The sequence below is a fragment of the Metapseudomonas cellulosilytica genome, assembly GCF_049334135.1.
Classification (GTDB): domain Bacteria; phylum Pseudomonadota; class Gammaproteobacteria; order Pseudomonadales; family Pseudomonadaceae; genus Metapseudomonas.
In genome coordinates, this window is the sequence record NZ_JBHZGN010000004.1 from 140,483 (window position 1) to 157,261 (window position 16,779).

Annotated in this window: 18 protein-coding genes; 9 read left to right on the top strand and 9 right to left on the bottom strand. The window is 58.5% G+C overall.

The genetic code is table 11. The features are described 5' to 3' along the window. Nucleotides 1–635: 635 nt before the first annotated feature. The 5 genes from ACFW0H_RS06705 (at nt 636) to ACFW0H_RS06725 (ending at nt 5,171) form a co-directional block, all read left to right on the top strand. Entirely contained in the window at nt 636–1,220 is a 585-nt protein-coding gene (locus ACFW0H_RS06705; protein WP_422913118.1) for a hypothetical protein, read from the top strand. Between the two features lie 73 nt (nt 1,221–1,293). Continuing rightward, nucleotides 1,294–2,433 carry a hypothetical protein gene (locus tag ACFW0H_RS06710; RefSeq protein ID WP_422913119.1) on the top strand — a complete coding sequence of 380 codons (1,140 nt, stop codon included), beginning with the start codon at nt 1,294–1,296 and terminating at the stop codon, nt 2,431–2,433. After that, the gene (locus tag ACFW0H_RS06715) at nt 2,430–4,193 is read left to right on the top strand and encodes an ATP-binding protein (RefSeq protein ID WP_422913120.1); all 1,764 of its coding nucleotides are present in this window, start codon (nt 2,430–2,432) and stop codon (nt 4,191–4,193) included. The genes ACFW0H_RS06710 and ACFW0H_RS06715 overlap by 4 nt, the downstream gene beginning before the upstream one ends. A 21-nt stretch (nt 4,194–4,214) precedes the next feature. Beyond that, on the top strand, nt 4,215–4,757 hold the full coding sequence (locus tag ACFW0H_RS06720) for a hypothetical protein (protein WP_422913121.1): 543 nt from the start codon (nt 4,215–4,217) through the stop codon (nt 4,755–4,757). 57 nt (nt 4,758–4,814) lie between these two features. Beyond that, nucleotides 4,815–5,171, top strand: coding sequence for a histone-like nucleoid-structuring protein, MvaT/MvaU family (locus tag ACFW0H_RS06725; protein ID WP_422913122.1), 357 nt, complete (start codon nt 4,815–4,817; stop codon nt 5,169–5,171). An 86-nt stretch (nt 5,172–5,257) separates the two neighbouring features. Here the strand turns inward: ACFW0H_RS06725 and ACFW0H_RS06730 are convergent, their stop codons facing one another. The 3 genes from ACFW0H_RS06730 to ACFW0H_RS06740 are packed head-to-tail and all read right to left on the bottom strand — an operon-like array spanning nt 5,258 to nt 6,779. Beyond that, a complete protein-coding gene (locus ACFW0H_RS06730; RefSeq protein ID WP_422913123.1) occupies nt 5,258–5,755 on the bottom strand; it encodes a hypothetical protein in 498 nt (165 codons plus the stop codon). A gap of 6 nt (nt 5,756–5,761) precedes the next feature. Then, nucleotides 5,762–6,361 (bottom strand): antitoxin Xre/MbcA/ParS toxin-binding domain-containing protein, encoded by a 600-nt coding sequence (locus ACFW0H_RS06735; protein ID WP_422913124.1) that lies wholly within the window; start codon nt 6,359–6,361, stop codon nt 5,762–5,764. Beyond that, nucleotides 6,354–6,779: a hypothetical protein gene (locus tag ACFW0H_RS06740; protein ID WP_422913125.1), complete on the bottom strand. Its 426-nt coding sequence runs from the start codon at nt 6,777–6,779 to the stop codon at nt 6,354–6,356. Before ACFW0H_RS06740 ends, ACFW0H_RS06735 begins: the two co-directional genes overlap by 8 nt. A gap of 94 nt (nt 6,780–6,873) precedes the next feature. On the opposite strand from ACFW0H_RS06740, the gene ACFW0H_RS06745 reads away from it, so the two are divergent. Then, entirely contained in the window at nt 6,874–7,158 is a 285-nt protein-coding gene (locus ACFW0H_RS06745) for a helix-turn-helix domain-containing protein (protein WP_422913126.1), read from the top strand. Nucleotides 7,159–7,696: 538 nt separating this feature from the next. Here the strand turns inward: ACFW0H_RS06745 and ACFW0H_RS06750 are convergent. Then, complete coding sequence (locus ACFW0H_RS06750; RefSeq protein WP_422913127.1) at nt 7,697–7,888, bottom strand: hypothetical protein; 192 nt, start codon at nt 7,886–7,888, stop codon at nt 7,697–7,699. Nucleotides 7,889–8,105: 217 nt separating this feature from the next. On the opposite strand from ACFW0H_RS06750, the gene thyA reads away from it, so the two are divergent. Continuing rightward, nucleotides 8,106–8,477, top strand: a complete 372-nt coding sequence (thyA, locus tag ACFW0H_RS06755) for a thymidylate synthase (protein ID WP_422913128.1) — start codon at nt 8,106–8,108, stop codon at nt 8,475–8,477. Nucleotides 8,478–8,527: 50 nt separating this feature from the next. Next, entirely contained in the window at nt 8,528–9,526 is a 999-nt protein-coding gene (locus ACFW0H_RS06760) for a ribonuclease T2 family protein (RefSeq protein WP_422913129.1), read from the top strand. Here ACFW0H_RS06760 and ACFW0H_RS06765 read toward each other — a convergent pair whose 3' ends face one another. From ACFW0H_RS06765 to ACFW0H_RS06775, 3 genes are all read right to left on the bottom strand, one after another. Next, nucleotides 9,527–10,897: a GTPase/DUF3482 domain-containing protein gene (locus ACFW0H_RS06765; protein ID WP_422913130.1), complete on the bottom strand. Its 1,371-nt coding sequence runs from the start codon at nt 10,895–10,897 to the stop codon at nt 9,527–9,529. Beyond that, the gene (locus ACFW0H_RS06770; protein WP_422913131.1) at nt 10,890–12,284 is read right to left on the bottom strand and encodes a DUF2868 domain-containing protein; all 1,395 of its coding nucleotides are present in this window, start codon (nt 12,282–12,284) and stop codon (nt 10,890–10,892) included. The genes ACFW0H_RS06765 and ACFW0H_RS06770 overlap by 8 nt, the downstream gene beginning before the upstream one ends. 97 nt (nt 12,285–12,381) lie before the next feature. Beyond that, nucleotides 12,382–13,920 carry a nucleobase:cation symporter-2 family protein gene (locus tag ACFW0H_RS06775; RefSeq protein WP_422913132.1) on the bottom strand — a complete coding sequence of 513 codons (1,539 nt, stop codon included), beginning with the start codon at nt 13,918–13,920 and terminating at the stop codon, nt 12,382–12,384. A gap of 309 nt (nt 13,921–14,229) precedes the next feature. Here ACFW0H_RS06775 and ACFW0H_RS06780 point away from each other — a divergent pair, with 309 nt between their 5' ends. Then, on the top strand, nt 14,230–14,742 hold the full coding sequence (locus ACFW0H_RS06780) for a dihydrofolate reductase (protein WP_422913133.1): 513 nt from the start codon (nt 14,230–14,232) through the stop codon (nt 14,740–14,742). Nucleotides 14,743–14,888: 146 nt separating this feature from the next. On the opposite strand, the gene ACFW0H_RS06785 is transcribed toward ACFW0H_RS06780, so the two are convergent. Continuing rightward, nucleotides 14,889–15,356, bottom strand: coding sequence for a metallophosphoesterase family protein (locus ACFW0H_RS06785; RefSeq protein WP_422913134.1), 468 nt, complete (start codon nt 15,354–15,356; stop codon nt 14,889–14,891). A gap of 39 nt (nt 15,357–15,395) precedes the next feature. Beyond that, nucleotides 15,396–16,772: a nucleobase:cation symporter-2 family protein gene (locus tag ACFW0H_RS06790; RefSeq protein ID WP_422913135.1), complete on the bottom strand. Its 1,377-nt coding sequence runs from the start codon at nt 16,770–16,772 to the stop codon at nt 15,396–15,398. Nucleotides 16,773–16,779 lie beyond the last annotated feature (7 nt).

A 16,779-nucleotide genomic window follows, 5' to 3' on the forward strand; every position in this document is an offset into this window, starting at 1 on the left:
AAGTGGTATGCCCACGCTCTCCGTCAAGGCATGAAATTATCCACAGGGGCTCGCTGGGAGAACCAGAGACACGGGCCTCTGCTGAACCATCCCCATGACCGTAAATCGAGTCTTTCAGACGAGTAATTGGCGTTTGACTAGGCCATCTCGTTTGATCATATTAATCGCTAATAGAGCAGTAGGATCAGGGATGTCATGCCGCAGAAAAAAGGAAGAAATAAGCGTCGCAATCATTCGAGGATCAAAGGCCATAACTTTGACTCCTACTTAGAAACAAGCACTGCGCACGGGGGGCAAGCAAAGCTAAAAGGCTTGGACGAAAAGGCATACTGTAAAGAAATATATGACAGTAGCTATGCCTTGATGTCCACCTGCACTCATCGTTGTTTGGGGGCAGTGAAAGATGCAGTGTTAATCGCTTGTTTCAATCCCCTAAATATTCTTCTTAGCATACTGCGCAGTTCTCCATGCGTCCTCACTACTGTATTACCAAGCCAGATCAGGTTGACCAATATAATGCTTGACGTCTTTGGCGCAGAATTCCCAGCCATGAATCGTAGACCATACGAGGCGCCGGGAATCTAATTTCTCTCCGTAACAAAGCTTGGCGAGTTAATAATTCAAGGAGCTATGCAATGAATTTCGATGCCTTCATGACAGACACGATCACTGTGCGCAAAAAGAATGGGCAGACTTTTGAAGGGCTTAAAGCAGCTGTTCAGCCAGGAAAAATATTTCTAGATCGTTCTGACATATTAGTTGAGCCAAGCGATCTTATTGAGAGAAGAATGTCGAACGGCGGAATTGAAACATTTGACGTTATTGATCCAGGATTCCAAGAGGCATTCCAGGGATTCCCAGCCGGCTATCAAATGACGGTAAGGAAGCTTGGGCTTCCTGAGGCAAAGCAACGCATTCAATCAATCACCTACAACATTACGGGCAACAACGCCAGAGTCAACAACAACTCTGTCGACAATTCAAACAATTCGGTGACCATCTCTAGCGATCACAAAGACTATCTAGAGGTTCTACGTCAAATCGTCAACTCGCTAGACAACTTTGAACAAAAGAAAGGTGCGCACGAAATTATAGACTGCGTCGAACAACAACTCAGTAGCACAAATCCAAGCAAAGCTGTCGTTTCAACATTGCTAAATGCACTTCCTCATGTTGCTAGTATTAGCACGATTGTTTCAGCAATAGTCGGAACACTCTGAGCAAGAGTGCTATAGACAGGTCTAATGGCAGATCAGGCCGGAAGAAGAATTAGCGTCAGCGCAGGGAGCAAAAATGTTCGAATCGATTGATGCAATCGACATCTATAACAAAAATATCAATATTCTCATAGGCTCCGGCGCTTCAGCAGACCTATTCCCCACTCTCGGCCTCGCGATCACCAATGAAAATGATGAAACCGAAACCATAGAAACACTTGCAACACAATTCGCGCATGTCCCGAGCAAACACGCCGCTCTATTCATGCACTACTACAACACCTGCATACACCCTGTTCAAAACTATGACCCCATGCTTCTCGTCAGAGAACAGGAGACAAAAAATCAGGAGAACTATGAGTCGTTTATCAAAACACTTGTAGGTCTACTTGATAAGAAGAAAGGCCTCAGCAGAAAGATAAATATATTTACAACGAACTATGATGGGTGTCTATCTTTTGCTGCTGATTCCGTATTAATGAACGACACGCATAATTTTGTAGTGAATGATGGCGCATCAGGATTCCACACAAAGCACCTGCATATAAAGAACTTCAATTCATTCCAATGCCAGACCAGTGCCTTGGAGCGTCACAACTATGGAATTCCACAGCTCAACATAATAAATTTGCACGGTTCTGTGTATTGGTCAAAAAGCCGAGACAAGATCCAGGTCAACTACAACTCTAGCGCAAATAATTTCTTGCCTGCCGCTATACGAGAAAATCTCTACGATTATTCCAGCTACCTGGCAACTAAGGGGAACAAAACTAAAGATATCCCAGAAGTCCCCCTAAGCCAGGACGAAATCAGCAATTTCTGGGAGTCCTACAACCAGCTCCCAATTGTCAATCCAACGAAATGGAAGTTTCACGAAACGTTGTTTGAAGAGCATTACTACCAGATGCTCAGGCTTCTTAGTTACGAGCTTGAGAAGCCGAATTCCATACTAATTACGTTCGGATTCTCTTTCGCGGATGAGCACATATTGAAGTTAATTCAGAGGTCGTTAACCAATCCCTACCTTCAGGCTTTTGTGTGCTGTTATAGCGACTCTGGGGTTCTGAGAATTTCCGAGGAGTTTAGAGGCTGGAGCAATGTTTCCATCATAGGTCCGCCAAAGGGTGAAGTGCTCAACTTCACTAATTTCAATAAGTACGTATTCTCGCTTAGGCCAGAAAGGTACGTTGCCCCAGATGAGGATGAGGCAACATGACCATCGTCGTTGGTGAGGTGATAGCCGTTTCGGGAATAAATATCTCTCTGCGAATATTTGAAGATTCAAATCATGAGTCAATATTCTATAATGGGATAAAGTACCGTGGAATTTCGATACGAGAGCATATTACAATTCAGCGCGGCTTCATCGATATTGTTTGCTTTGTCGAGGGAGAATACTTAGACGAGCGCAATTCCGACGAAGATGGTGAAAAGATAATCTACACCAGAAAGGTGAATGTACGGCCTATCGGATATATAGTGGATGGCATATTTTACGAAGGCGTAAAGTATATGCCGATGATTCGCGATAAAGCCTCTCTACTAAGTGAGCCAGCTGTTGCAAAAATTTATGGGAAAGGTGAAGCGCACCCTTTTTCCATAGGTGTGATGCTAAAAGAAGATGTCCCCATATCGCTACCATGGTCTAGAATATTCAATAGCCATTTAGGGATCTTTGGAAATACAGGCAGCGGCAAATCCAACACGCTCGCAAAGCTTTATACCACTCTTTTTCGTCAGAAGGCTGATTCGCTTAAGCACAAGAGCAGCTTTATCATCATTGACTTCAATGGCGAGTACACAGAAGACCAGATTCTTCCTGCTGAAAAAAAGCGAATCACCATATTAAACCAGAAGAAACCTCAGGACAAACTGAAGCTGTACTCTTCGCACTTCTGGGACACGGAAACCCTCAGTCTTCTATTTCAAGCAACAACCAACACTCAACAGCCTTTCATTCGCAGAATACTAACCGGCAGAGATAAATTTAAACATCACCAGAATTCACTTGAAAACTTTATTCTGAAGACGTTCCAAAAGGCTTTCAGCTCCGCAGAGGCAAAGCCAGATGCTCTGGAGTTGTGTAGGGAAATAGCGAGAATCATTGGCTCCGAGGATCTTCTAGAGTTGCTCAAGGGCATTAAGTATTTAACAAATCATCGAGTATTCAAGAGCAATGATGGCCCCTTCTATAACTCTGACGGACAGGGTTTTGGTGAGAAATTTCTCCCCATACTCGAAAAACTAGATACAACTCAGCTAGACCAATTTGATGAGTTCCTCCTAAGAGCCTACTTGCAGTTGTGCTCAGATGTAATATTAGGTTATGCCCAGCATGAGCATATTCAGCCAGTGTTGGCTAGGGCCAAGTCATCCATCACTGAACTGCGCAAGGTTGTAGAGCTGGTAAACGCCCCACCGCCATCGGACCTTTTGCACATCATTTCATTAAAGAAGTGCAAGAACGACATCAAGAAGATTCTTCCTCTACTTATAGCAAAGAGTGCATACTCCAGGCACAAAGATACAGTAAAAAGTCCACCCAACAAGACTCTTCATCTAATCATTGATGAGGCGCACAACATTCTCTCCGAGCAATCCTCTAGAGAGCACGAAGTCTGGAAGGATTATAGGCTTGAGCTTTTTGAGGAAGTCATTAAAGAGGGCCGGAAATACGGTGCCTACCTGACTCTTTCCAGCCAGAGACCCGCCGATATTTCTCCAACAATAGTGTCCCAAGTGCATAATTTTTTTATCCATAGACTGGTTAATGATCGAGACCTTAAACTATTGGATAATGCCATTAGCACTCTGGATAACTCATCTAGGGCGCTCATCCCAACTCTTGCCAAAGGATGCTGTGTCGTTACCGGCACGGCTTTCGAATTGCCCATGATCATCAAGGTAGATCCATTACTTAAAGAGCATCGCCCTAGCAGTGATGACGTTGATCTAGAAAATCTTTGGAAAGATTAATAATCGCTATCACGAACTAAAATGCCATACATATATTTTGACGCCGAGCAATATGAAAAATACCAAGTCCTGACCGCTAATGATATCCAGGCACTAAAAAATGGCGCTACGCTGCTCTCTGTCGGCATAGGTCCAGGTGATTATGAGGAGTACTTGATAAAAAGCCTTGGCGTTCCTCCTTCTTCAATTCATTGCGCTGATCTCGCGCTGCACCAAAAATGGTCTAGCCATATTCATCACAGCTTTGACATCTGCGATCCTTGGCCTCCCCTAAAGCATCTATACGACTACATTTTGTTTGGGCAAGTAATTGGGATTTCTGCCCACGCCAGGGGATATACAAACTCCATTGCGATGGATAACCACGTTTGCAATGTAATCAACGAGGCTGCCCCTTGGTTGCAGTCCGGAGGACAGATCGTAGTTTTCGACACTACAATCCAAACAATGGCAGATCCATGGCACATCCCACAAGATCAACTCTGGAACAAAGTAGCGAACTCTATTAAAGGAAAGATCACCAGAAATCGAAAAGAGTGGTTCGTTGTGAATATAACTGTCTAATATCCCATTGGCCGTAGCTCTTGGAGCCATTGTCCCCGTCTATTCATTGGAGCCAAAATGTCTAAACTCGCGGAATATAAAGCCCTCGAAGCCAAGCTCGCCGAACAGCTTGCTCAGCTCGACGCGCTAAAAAACGATGAAGAACTGAAGCGCGAAATTGATTTCGAGCAGAAGCTGCGCTCTCTCCTTGCTGACTATGGCTTCTCGCTTCGTCAAGTCATCGCGATCCTTGATCCGAAAGCAACTCGTACAGGTACGCCCGTCCAGCCTTCCGGTCGAAAAGCACGTACGGTCAAGCGCTACAAGAACCCTCACACGGATGAGGTCGTTGAGACCAAAGGCGGCAATCACCGCGTCTTGAAAGAGTGGAAAGCCGAGTACGGTAGCGACACTGTCGAATCTTGGTTGCAGTGATAGGTAGGTAGCGAGGGCAGCGATTGCGCGGCATGGTCGCGCTTCCGCAGTGGAAGCGCGGCCCGTGTGGAAGGGAATTTGCGTGGCTAGAACCGGTCTGTGGAAAAACCGTACTGGCTCACCAGTTCGTCGATGGCCAAAGAGATCCTGTCCTCCTGCATTAACTCGCCCGGCGTGAAGCTCAAAGCTACGGCAACTGCCATCGCAAAGTCGCTAAGGCTGTTGGGGGCAAACGGCCAAATCTGAAGCTTCATCACTGAAGTATCCCTCGGCAGAAATTCCTCGACGAACTCAACCTGCTCCGCGATCCCCTGCCAAGCGTTGATCGAAATCGCATAGGTCTTCCGGTAGTCGTCAGCGAGCATTGTCCTCTCATCGAGGTAACTATCTCCCGCTACCGATAGCTCCAGATGAGTGAATGGTTTCACGTAGAAGGACATCAATCGTGGGGAGGAGACGAGGTTCCGCACGAGCTTAAGTTCTACTGGGCCACGCTCAAACTCCCAAGCCAGCGCACCTCGGATGTGTTCCAGCAGATGAGGGTGGTTTGCCATTACCACAGCGGTAGCTTTGATCGGCGCCATCTGACACTAAATTCCCACGCCAAACTTGAGTCGCTGGATCAGCGTTACGACCTCCATGCAGCCCACAGTTGTACCGAGGACTTCGTATGGGCGCTTGCCGCCCAAGGCCACGCTTGGTTGCTGCACCCATAGCACTGAGTTAGCGTTAAAGATAAAGAACGACATGAGCTGAGTGACGGTGTGCACGTACATTCTTATGTACTCCTCGCCCGACTCCCTCGGCTCGATCCCTGTTTGCTGCCACCCGACATGCTCGGGACAGCGAGCTTGGAGCCATCCCTCTCGGGCGGTGACTTCGCCTGGCCTACCGCAACACTCACAGACCGTCTCGGACACCAGCTCTGCGATATGCAATGCGGTATCTACGCACTCATCGCCCCCTCGCTGGTAGATACGCAGCTGGCCGAACTTCTCCTTCACCTGCACGACCCGCACCTCAATGTCTTGGTGCTCGGCATAGGTCCTAACGATTTCCAATGTCGCCTCGATCAGGTCGGACCAACCGTCCAGGCACTCGAATCCGAACAGTTCAATGTTGTGGCCAGGACGGCCAGACAACAGGCTGGCGAAGCGCGATGAAAGCTTTCTTTCGTTGAATTCATTCATCGGGCAGCCTTCCGTTCTGCCAGACGACATTCGCTGCGCTCATGCGCTCACGAAATTCAGCTGGGTAAATGCGGCCATTTTCCAATTCGTAGCCATAGCGGTTGCCTACCACGCGAATCGTTCGAATCGGCTCCATTAGCCACTGGCGGCTTTTGTTCAACCAGGGTGGGGACACCAACTGGATTTCCTTGACGAATGCCTGATCGGAATCTGTGGATGCCAACCCCAGGAGGATCGGGACGGTGGGAATCATAAGCTGCTGCTTGCTGCGGACCTCGGGATCTTCTTCCTGATGGGATTCATGCGTGACGAAGAACCACTCCTTATTGGAGGTCTGTGAGACGTATGCCCAGCGATGCGTCCCTTCCTCCAGCGAAAACAAGCTATGCACCCGCGCCTGTTCGTTAGTTTCGAACATATTATATATCCAATGTTAAATATGTAATGCGTACTATAGTACGCTGCTAAAAATAGCTCAATGTGGCTACATACTCTCTTTTGGAGAGAGCCGCATGCGGGATCTGAACGACGCATTTGGGAAGGCTTTGAGGGATCTGAGACTAGGTGCGAATCTGGCTCAGACAGATTTTCCGCCCAAGGTCAGCCGCGAGTACGTGAGCCTGCTGGAACGGGGCGTTCGCTCGCCCAGCCTGGAAACAATTGATGATCTAGCAGGCGTCATAGGGGTACACCCTCTAACGCTCGTGCTTCAGTGCTACCTAACACGTGAACCGGAAACCAACGTGAAGCAGCTGTTAGACGAGGTTCAGCGCGAGATCAGGCTTGAAATGATCTAGCACGCGTTCGGATTGGTTGGGGCATTGGTTGTCTGCTCGTGATTCGGGCAGTGCGTCCAAGGGATGAGCTACGTAGGCTCTAACGAATCAAGGCGCTATTCGGCAGGAAGGACGGAAGAAGGACGGCGTCAGCGTCCGGTTGAGTTTCAGCATCGCCGAATCCGAACAGAAAACATCAGAGCGGGAACCAATACTGCTGACCTTGCGGAGCAGTATTCCATTTGTCACCTACAAGATTGCACGTATACGTGTCTGTCTATGCTCACAATGTCCTCCCCCCAGGACAACTGCCGTCGCGCTTTCGTTGCCCATTTCGACGGGTGTGGTGGCAATTCTTGCTGGAACCATTCCGCCACAACGTATGTGCTCGCCGTTGTGGCTGCTTCTTTCCTTCTGGCGACCGTCACCCCCTAGGCTTGCCCCCGCAGGCGGGGTGTATCCTAGGGTTGTCCCGTAAGAAGGACAGAAAGCCATCGCACGTCCCTCCCCATCGGGCATATGGAACGCGGTGGCTTTCACATTTCGAGTCCGGGAGACGCTAGGGGAGGGTCATCGCCAGATAAAGCGCAAAGCAACCGGCAGTAGACATAACTCCAAGCAGAATGGCATTCACTAGCTTTACGCAGTGATCTTCGTCGCCATGGACGGTATAGCTGGTGACGACAATCAGACCCACGAGCATTAGCCAGATGGTGGCGCTCACCGCCGCGAGAACAAATTCCTTTTCCATCCCCATCCTATTTCTTGCTTTTGACGTTTGCATGCTATCAGGCCACGAGCAGGGAGCTTTGCGACGCGGCGTCGGCGAGTTGCTCCACTCGCTGAAGGTCGAGCGTGCACAATCAGGCAAGAGGTCGCGATTGTCAGAGAGGGCGACCCAATTCGCGTCCTCCATGGAGAAGAGCGCGAGTTGTCGCGGGGGATTGAAGAAAGATCTTGCATGCGGTATGTGCATTGTCTATATTGCACATGCTACATATTGCTCGGAAGGCCACATAATTCTGCGTAATGTGCAAAAAAGTGGGGCGGGGAGCTTCCTCGGCGTGCCTTTCAACATCGCCAGCTACGCCCTGTTGACCCTGATGGTGGCCCAGGTCTGCGACCTGCAGCCGGGCGAGTTCATCTGGACCGGCGGCGACTGCCACCTGTACGCCAACCACATCGAGCAGACCGACCTGCAGCTCACCCGCGAGCCGCTGCCGCTGCCGACCATGAAGCTCAATCCCGAGGTGAAGGATCTGTTCGCCTTCAGCTTCGAGGACTTCGAGCTGGTGGGCTACCAGTCCCATCCGCACATCAAGGCGCCGGTCGCCGTCTGATCCGCCGTGCCGGGGCGTCCTGCCCCGGCCGTTCCCCGCCAGGAGTGTTCATGAAAGTCCCGTTCGCGGTCCTGCTCGCGGGCCTTGTCGGTCTCTGCCCGTCCTTCGCCGCCTGGGCCGAGCCCGCCCAGGGCAGTTTCACCGCCAGCCAGCGCTGCGAGGCCTTCCAGTCCATTCGCAAGCAGAGCAACCCGGATGAGCTCGAGGTCCAGCCGGGCCAGCGCTATGAGGTGGTGGAAGTGAACAAGCGCGACTTCGACTGGTTGCGCATCCGGGTTCCGGGCAGCACGACGCCGCTGCGCTGGGTCGCCGCTGGCTGCGGCACGGTCGAGGGGCTGGTGTTCAATACCGGCAAGACTGAAAAGCCGGCGGCCGGCGGCGATATCTGCAGCCTGCCGGACCAGCACGATGGCTACGTGCTGGCCGCCACCTGGCAGCCGGGATTCTGCGAACACGCCTCCTACAAGGGCAGCAAGCCCGAATGCGAGGGCCTGGAATCGGGCGAGTTGCAGATTTCCCACCTGACCCTGCACGGCCTCTGGCCCAACCGCCAGTCCTGCGGCACGAGCTATGGCCATTGCGACGGCCCGGCGATGAAGCTCAGCGCCGATACCCTGGCCTATGTCCGCCCCTGGATGCCGAACTTCCGCTACGGCACCAGCTTCGGTCGCTACCAGTGGGACAAGCACGGGATCTGCCAAACGCAGATGGATGACGACGCCTATTTCCGTCGCGCCGCCGACCTGGTGCGCCAGCTGGACGCGTCGAAGGCCGGACAATACGTGGTCGCCAATATCGGCGGCGCCATCTCCAGGCGTGCCTTCTACCAGAAGGTGGAGGACGAGTTCGGCAGCACGGATGCGCAGAACAACTTCCTGCTCATCTGCAGCGGTCAGTACCTGCAGGAAATCCGCGTTTCCCTGCCCCGTGAGCTGAAAGCGGCCGACAGCCTGGTGGGCGTGGTCGATGGCCAGTTCGCCAGCCGCCGGCCGAACGACCGCAGCGAGTGTCGCGCCGACCGCATCCTGATCGAGGCCGGCGGCCGCTGATCAGGGCCGCAAGCCTTCCGCCAGGGCCGCGACCCAGCCCTGGCGCTCCGCCTGTTCCAGCTCGGCACCGGGGTTCAGCGACGACCATTCCGGATGGGCGCGGGCCTTGCCCAGCACCGCCGGCAGTTTGCCTTCGCGCCATTGCTTCTCTTCCGGCGTGCTCACCCGGATCGCTTCGAAAGCGGCGTGGCCACGGGCGTCCAGGGCCGCCAGCAACTGGCGCTGGCGCAGGGCGAGCAGGCGCAGGATGGCGTCGTCCACGGTCAGCTCGCGCTGTCCCTTGATCTTGCCCAGCAGCCGTTCGCCGTAATGGCCGAAGGTCTGCCAGGCGCCGCCGGCGAGGGCGCCGAGGGCCGCCGCGGCGCCCAGGGTCAGGCCGCCCACCAGCAGGTCGACGCCGGCACCGGCCGCGGCGCCCGCCGCCATGCCGCCGCCCAGGCGCACGCCCAGTTGCTTGAGGGTTTCCGGGTTGAACAGGTCGTCGCCCCAGCGGCCGCCCAACAGCGGCAGGTCACCGGCGGCGGCGTCCTCCCGGCCGAAGGCGTAGAGCCTCAGCAGGGCCTCCACGCAGCGCTGCTCGCGTTGGCGAACCTGCTGGCGCAGCGCCTCGGTGGCGGCCAGCAGGGCGGCTTCCTGGGCCGGCACGCTGCGTCGGCAGGCGGCCACGTCCAGCAGCAGTTCGGCGATCAGCCGGCTGCCGGATTCCAGCCGCAGGCGGCGCTGTGCCTGGTGATCGTCCACCAGCCGCTGCAGCTGCGGACGCGCCCGCTCCAGCAGCAGCGCCAGGCTATCGTAAAGGCGCTGCTCGCCATCCAGCGGCGGCGCCACGCTGTCGAAACGCACCAGGGCGTGCAGGCCGAGGCGGGCCAGGGCATCGCGCCAATCGGCCTCGCGGTGGCCTTCGCTGGCGACGAAGTTCAGCACCGGCAACAGCGGACGCCCGCACATGGCGAGCACCGCCAGCTCGTCGCGGTATTTGGCCAGTACCGGTTCCCGGGCATCGATCACATAGAGCCCGGCATCGGAGGCCAGCAACTGGCGCAGCACCTTGGCTTCCTGCTCGAAACGCTGGCGCGCCTCACTGCCGTCGAGGAAGCGGGCGAGCCGGGCCGGGCCATCCAGGCGTTCGCCAGGACGCTCCAGGCGTTCCAGGTGGTCGAGCAGGGCGATGGCATCTTCCAGGCCGGGGGTGTCGTAGAGCTCCAGCAGCGGGTCGCCCTCCACCGAGAGCCGCGCACCTTCCACGTGGCGGGTGGTGCTGGGGCGGTGGGACACCTCGCCGAAATCGCGGTCCCGCAGCAGGGTGCGCAGCAGCGAGGTCTTGCCGACGTTGGTATGGCCGACCACGGCCAGCTTCAGCGGCTTAGTCATGGCCGGTCTCCAACCAGTTCATCGGCGCGCCCTGGGCGTGGGGCAGCGCCAGGCGGTCCAGGGCCTGGTGCCAGTCCTCCAGGCGCTGCGCGTCCAGGGCTTCGCCGGGCGGCGCGGGGAGCAGCCAGATACGAGTCGCCGCGGCGCTGCGGGAGAGTTCGCCGATCAGCGCCAGGGTGCCGCGGTCCGGCGAGCGTCGTGGATCGCAGGCCACCGCCAGACGCTCCGGCGGAAAGCGGCTGAGCTGGTCCAGCAGGCGTTGGCGCTGCTCGCGGCTGTCCAGCACGCCGGCGTCGCCCACGCCCTTGGGCAGGGCGGGTGGCCAGGGACGGCGGTCGTCCAGTTCGATGGCCACCAACAGGGCACCCTGGCTGTCGCCATTCCGGTTGCCGGCGTGGGGTTCGGCCAGTTCGCTGGGCGCGGCATCGCAGACGCCGAGGCGTTCGCTGGCCGGCTGCAGGCGATCGCGCAGCAGGCTATAGCCGGGGAGGCCGAAGTCCAGCCCGAGGCGTGCGCGGCCCTGCAGCCAGCGCCAGAGGCAGAACAGGCCGAGCAGCAAGCGCGGCAGCAGGCCGTAGGTGAAGGTCACTCCCAACAGCCAGCCGGACCAGGCCTGGCGTGCGCCTTCCTCGGCCAGCGCGCTGCTGCTGGCGCGGATGGTCTGCGCGTCCGGCATGCTGAAGCCCAGCAGGGACGGCAAGGCGCCGAGGGCCTGGGTGAGGAAGACGAAGGTGTCGGCGCCGAGAATGGTGGTTTCCCAGACGAAGCCGTAGCGCCTGGTCGCCAGCAGCAGCAGGAGCACCACCAGGGCGCAGCCCAGGGTCAGCGACCAGAGGCCATGGACCAGGGTGCCCAGCGCCCAACGGGCCAGGCCCTGGCGTTGCAGCAGCAGGAGCAGGGCGGGCGCCAGGTGGGCGGCCTGGGCATCGCGCGCCAGTTTGCCGCTCGCCCAGAGCCAGAGGCGGCCGAGCAGGCTGGCGTTGCTGCCGAGGGCGAAGGTCAGGGCCCAGCCCAGCAGCATCAGCAGGTGCAGCCCGAGCAGGCTGCCCAGGGCCCAGAACAGGTTGACCGGACGCTGGCCGTCGCCCAGGGCGGCGACTGCCAGGCCGGCGCCGCTGACCAGGGCCAGGATCGCCAGCAGCAATCCGGCCAGGCGCGCGCCTTGGCGCCAGTGCTGCTGGGCTGGCAATTGGCCGTCGCGCTCGGCGAGCCAGAGCGCGCGGGCCTGGATGCGTTGTGCCAGGTCGCCGCCGGCGGCATTGGCGCGGCGATTGGCTTCCGCGTCTTCGAGGGGGCCGGCGTGTTCCTCGCGCAGGCGGATGGCTTCTGTCAGCCAGAGCCGGTCGAGGCGGGAGAGGGGGGTGGACAGGGGGTTGGGCTCGCTCACGAAGGGCCTCTTGGCCAAGGGTGAGCCCAGAGAATAACCGCTTGTGGCGGGAGCCATCGACAGAAGAAGGCCGGCGCATTGCGCCGGCCTTCTCGATTCACCCCGTGGTGGAGCCCGCCGCCACTTTGCTGCGCGGCGGTGCCGGTGGCGCACCGTGGTGGTCGTCGTGGCCGGTGATCTTCACTTCGTTGCCTTCGCAGTCGTAGAGCTTGCCGTCGCGGAAATAGTCGCCCTCGTGCAGGGCGGCGATGTCCTGGTAGCGCAGGGTGCGCTCGCTGGCGGCGACGAATACCGACTGCTGGTCGGAGTTGCCGGCCTTCAGGTGGTTGAAGATCAGGTTCAGCAGAATCGCCATGATCGCCGCCGAGCTGATGCCGGAGTGGAAGATGGTTTCGAACCAGGCCGGGAAGTGGTGGTAGAAGGTCGGCGCGGCGATCGGGATCATGCCGAAGCCGATGGAGGTGGCGACGATGATCAGGTTCATGTTGTTGCGGTAGTCCACCTGGGCCAGGGTGCGGATGCCCGAGGCGGCCACGGTGCCGAACAGCACCACGCCCGCGCCGCCCAGTACCGAGGTGGGCACCGCGGCGATCAGGCGGCCCATCACCGGCAGCAGGCCGAGGGTCACCAGGATCAGGCCGGCTGTGGCCACCACATAGCGGCTCTTCACACCGGTCACGGCCACCAGGCCGACGTTCTGGGCGAAGGCGCTCTGGGTGAAGGAACCGAACAGCGGTGCCAGGGAGCTGGAGATCATGTCCGCGCGCAGGCCATTGCCGAGGCGCTTGGAGTCGACCTTGGTGCCGATGATTTCGCCCACAGCGAGGATATCTGCCGAGGTTTCCACCAGGGTCACGATGATCACGATCAGCATCGACAGGATCGCGGCGATATGGAACTCCGGCATGCCGAAGTGCAGCGGAGTGGGCATCGCCACCAGCGGGCCTTCGAGCACCTTGGAGAAGTCCGCCATGCCGAAGAACACGGCCACCACTGTGCCGATCACCATGGCGAGCAGGATCGACAGGCGCGAGATGGCGGCACTGCCCAGCTTGCTCAGTAGCAGGACGGTGCCGAGGGTGAAGGCGGCCAGGCAGACGTTGGCCATGCTGCCGAACTCCGGCGACTGGCTGTTGCCACCCATGGCCCAGCGGGCGGCCACGGGCATCAGCGTCAGGCCGATGGTGGTGATGACGATGCCGGTGACCAGGGGCGGGAAGAACTTGGTGATGCGTGAGAACACCGGGGTGATCAGCAGGCCGATCAGCGAGGCGGCGATCACTGCCCCCAGCACTGCGGGGATGCCGCCCGCGCCGTTGCTGCCGATGATGGCGATCATGGTCGCCACGCCGGCGAAGGAGACGCCCTGGACCAGCGGCAACTGGCAGCCGAAGAACGGCAGGCCGATGGTTTGCAGCAGGGTGGCCAGCCCGCCGGCGAACAGTGAGGCCGCGATCAGCAGGCCGATGTCGGCGGGCGATAGCCCGGCCGCCTGGCCGATGATCAGGGGTACCGCGACAATTCCGCCATACATGGTCAGCACATGCTGCAGACCGTAGGCGAGGTTGGCTCCAATGCCGAGGTTTTCGTCTTCAGGGCGTTGCACCGGAGACGGACTTGCGGATGGGACTGTCATGGTGAGCACTCGGTTTTGTTATTGTGCTGGCAACTGTAGACAATTAATGCGCCTGTTGACTAGTGGTTTGTATACAATTTTTAAGGCGCGTTTTTTCGTCAATCTCCTGGTTAATGTCGGACAATTTCTCTGATATGTGGCAAGTCTGTAATTGACTGGTTGATCAGGAAAAGGTTTGACGACGAATGGCGCTGATACGCCCTGGCGTTCCCCGGTGCAATGTCCTTTGGGGGAGTCCGCCGGCCAGCTCCCGGGCGCCCAGCGTCCGTTGGCTTTCTCTGGACCACGCCAGCCGGTATCCTCGCCGCCATGAACAAGACCCTGCCCCTCTGCCTGATCGCAGCCCTCGCGCAGAACCGCGTGATCGGCCGCGACAACCAACTGCCCTGGCACCTGCCGGCGGACCTCAAGCACTTCAAGGCCATGACCCTTGGCAAGCCGATCATCATGGGCCGCAAGACCTGGGATTCCCTCGGTCGCCCGCTGCCCGGCCGGCTCAACCTGGTGGTCAGTCGCCAGAGCGACCTGGTGCTGGAGGGGGCGGAAGTCTTCCCCAGCCTGGAAGCCGCCATCGAGCGCGCCGAAGCCTGGGCCCGCGAAGTGGAGGTCGAGGAGCTGATGCTGATCGGCGGCGCCCAGCTCTACGCCGAAGGCCTGGCACTGGCCGACCGCCTCTACCTGACTCAGGTGGAATTGGCTCCGGAAGGCGATGCCTGGTTCCCGGAAGTATCGCAGCAGGACTGGCGCCTGGCCTCCAGCATCGAGCACGAGGCGACGGAACAGAGCCCCGCCTACGCCTTCCAGGTATGGGAGAAGCGCTGAGGCTTTGCCAGTTGCAGGCGGGGACACCCTGTAGGGGCGAATTCATTCGCCAAGCAGGCCGAAGGTCTGCCTTGAGGAGTCCCCGGGGCTGCTGCGCATCCCTTGGCGAATGAATTCGCCCCTACAGAGAGGCTTGCATTCCGCGGCTAGATCTCCAGTTCGAGCAACTCCGCCCGCACTTCGCTCCCCTCCACCGTCATTAATCCCACCGAAACCGGCAACTTGAAGCGCCGCGGCCCCGCGCTGCCCGGATTCACGTGCAGCAACCCGGCGCGCTCGGTGATCAGCGGCTTGTGGGAATGGCCGGTGACCACCACGGAAAAGCCGCGCTCGGCCAGGTCATCAGGAATATCGGCCTGGTCGTGAACCAGATAGAGGCCAACACCGCCCAGCTCCAGTTCCTCCGCCTCATTGATGCCATCCGCCCAGGCGTCGCGGTCGTTGTTGCCGCGTACGGCGGTGAGCGGCGCCAACTGGCGCAGGGCGTCGAGGATTTCCGGCTTGCCGATGTCGCCGGCATGGAGGATGCGGTCGCAGCCTTGCAGCGCGGCCAGGGCCTGGGGGCGGAGGAGGCCGTGGGTGTCGGAGATCAGGCCGATGCGAAGGGTGGACATGGGAAGGGCCCTGCCGGGAGACAGGGCCCATTCTGCCACTTAGCGGGACTGCGGGGTTTCCGGCAGGAACCAGTTCAGCAGCAGGGCGCAGAGGCCGCCGGTGGCGACACCGGATTCGAGGATATTGCGCAGGGCGGCCGGCACGTGCGCGAGGAACTCCGGCACCTGGGACACGCCCAGGCCCAGGGCCAGGGACACGGCGATGATCAGCAGGGCACGGCGATCCAGGGTGGTGCCGGCGAGGATATTGATGCCCGAGGCGGCCACCGCGCCGAACATCACCATGGCGGCGCCGCCCAGCACCGGTTCGGGAATGGCCTGGAGCACGCCGGCCACCGCCGGGAACAGGCCCAGCAGCACCAGCATCAGGGCGATCCATAGGCCGATATGGCGGCTGGCGATGCCGGTGAGCTGGATCACGCCGTTGTTCTGTGCGAACACCGAGCTGGGGAAAGTATTGAACAGGCCGGCGAGCAGAGAATTGGCGCCGTTCACCAGCACGCCGCCCTTGATCCGCTGCATCCACAGCGGGCCTTCCACCGGCTGGCGCGAGACCTTGCTGGTGGCCGTGACGTCGCCGATGGCCTCCAGGGACGTCACCAGGTAGATCACCAGCATCGGCACGAACAGCGACCAGGAAAAGCCCAGGCCGAAGTGCAGCGGCATCGGCACCTGCACCAGCGGCGCGTCGTGCAGGCCGCTGAAGTCCAGGCGGCCGAGCCAGGCGGCCAGGGCATAACCCACCAGCAGGGCGATGACGATGGCGCAGCTGCGCATCCAGACCACCGGGATGCGGTTGAGCAGCAGGATCACCGCCAGCACCGTGCCGGACAGCAGCAGGTTCTCACCGTTGGCGAAGCTGCCGTTGGCCATGGCGCCGAAGCCGCCGCCCATGCTGATCAGGCCCACCTTGATCAGGGTCAGGCCGATCATCAGCACCACGATGCCGGTCACCAGCGGATTGATCAGCCGCTTGATGAAGGGCAGCACGCGCGAGATGCCCATCTCGACGAAGGCGCCGGCCATCACCACGCCGAAGATGGCCGCCATCACCGCTTCCACCGGCGTGCCCTGCTTGACCATCAGTGCGCCGCCGGCGATCAGCGGGCCGACGAAGTTGAAGCTGGTGCCCTGGACGATCAGCAGCCCGGCACCGAAGGGACCGAAGCGCTTGCACTGCACAAAGGTGGCGATGCCGGAGACCACCAGGGACATGGAGACGATCAGGTTGGTATCGCGCGCCGACACGCCCAGCGCCTGGCAGATCAACAGGCCCGGGGTGACGATGGGGACGATGATCGCCAGCAGGTGCTGCAGCGCGGCGAGCAGGGCGGCCAGCGGGCGCGGCTTGTCTTCGAGGCCGTAGAGCAGCTCGCTGCGAGCGTCGGGAATAGGGGGCTTTTCCAGTGAAGTCATGGCGATC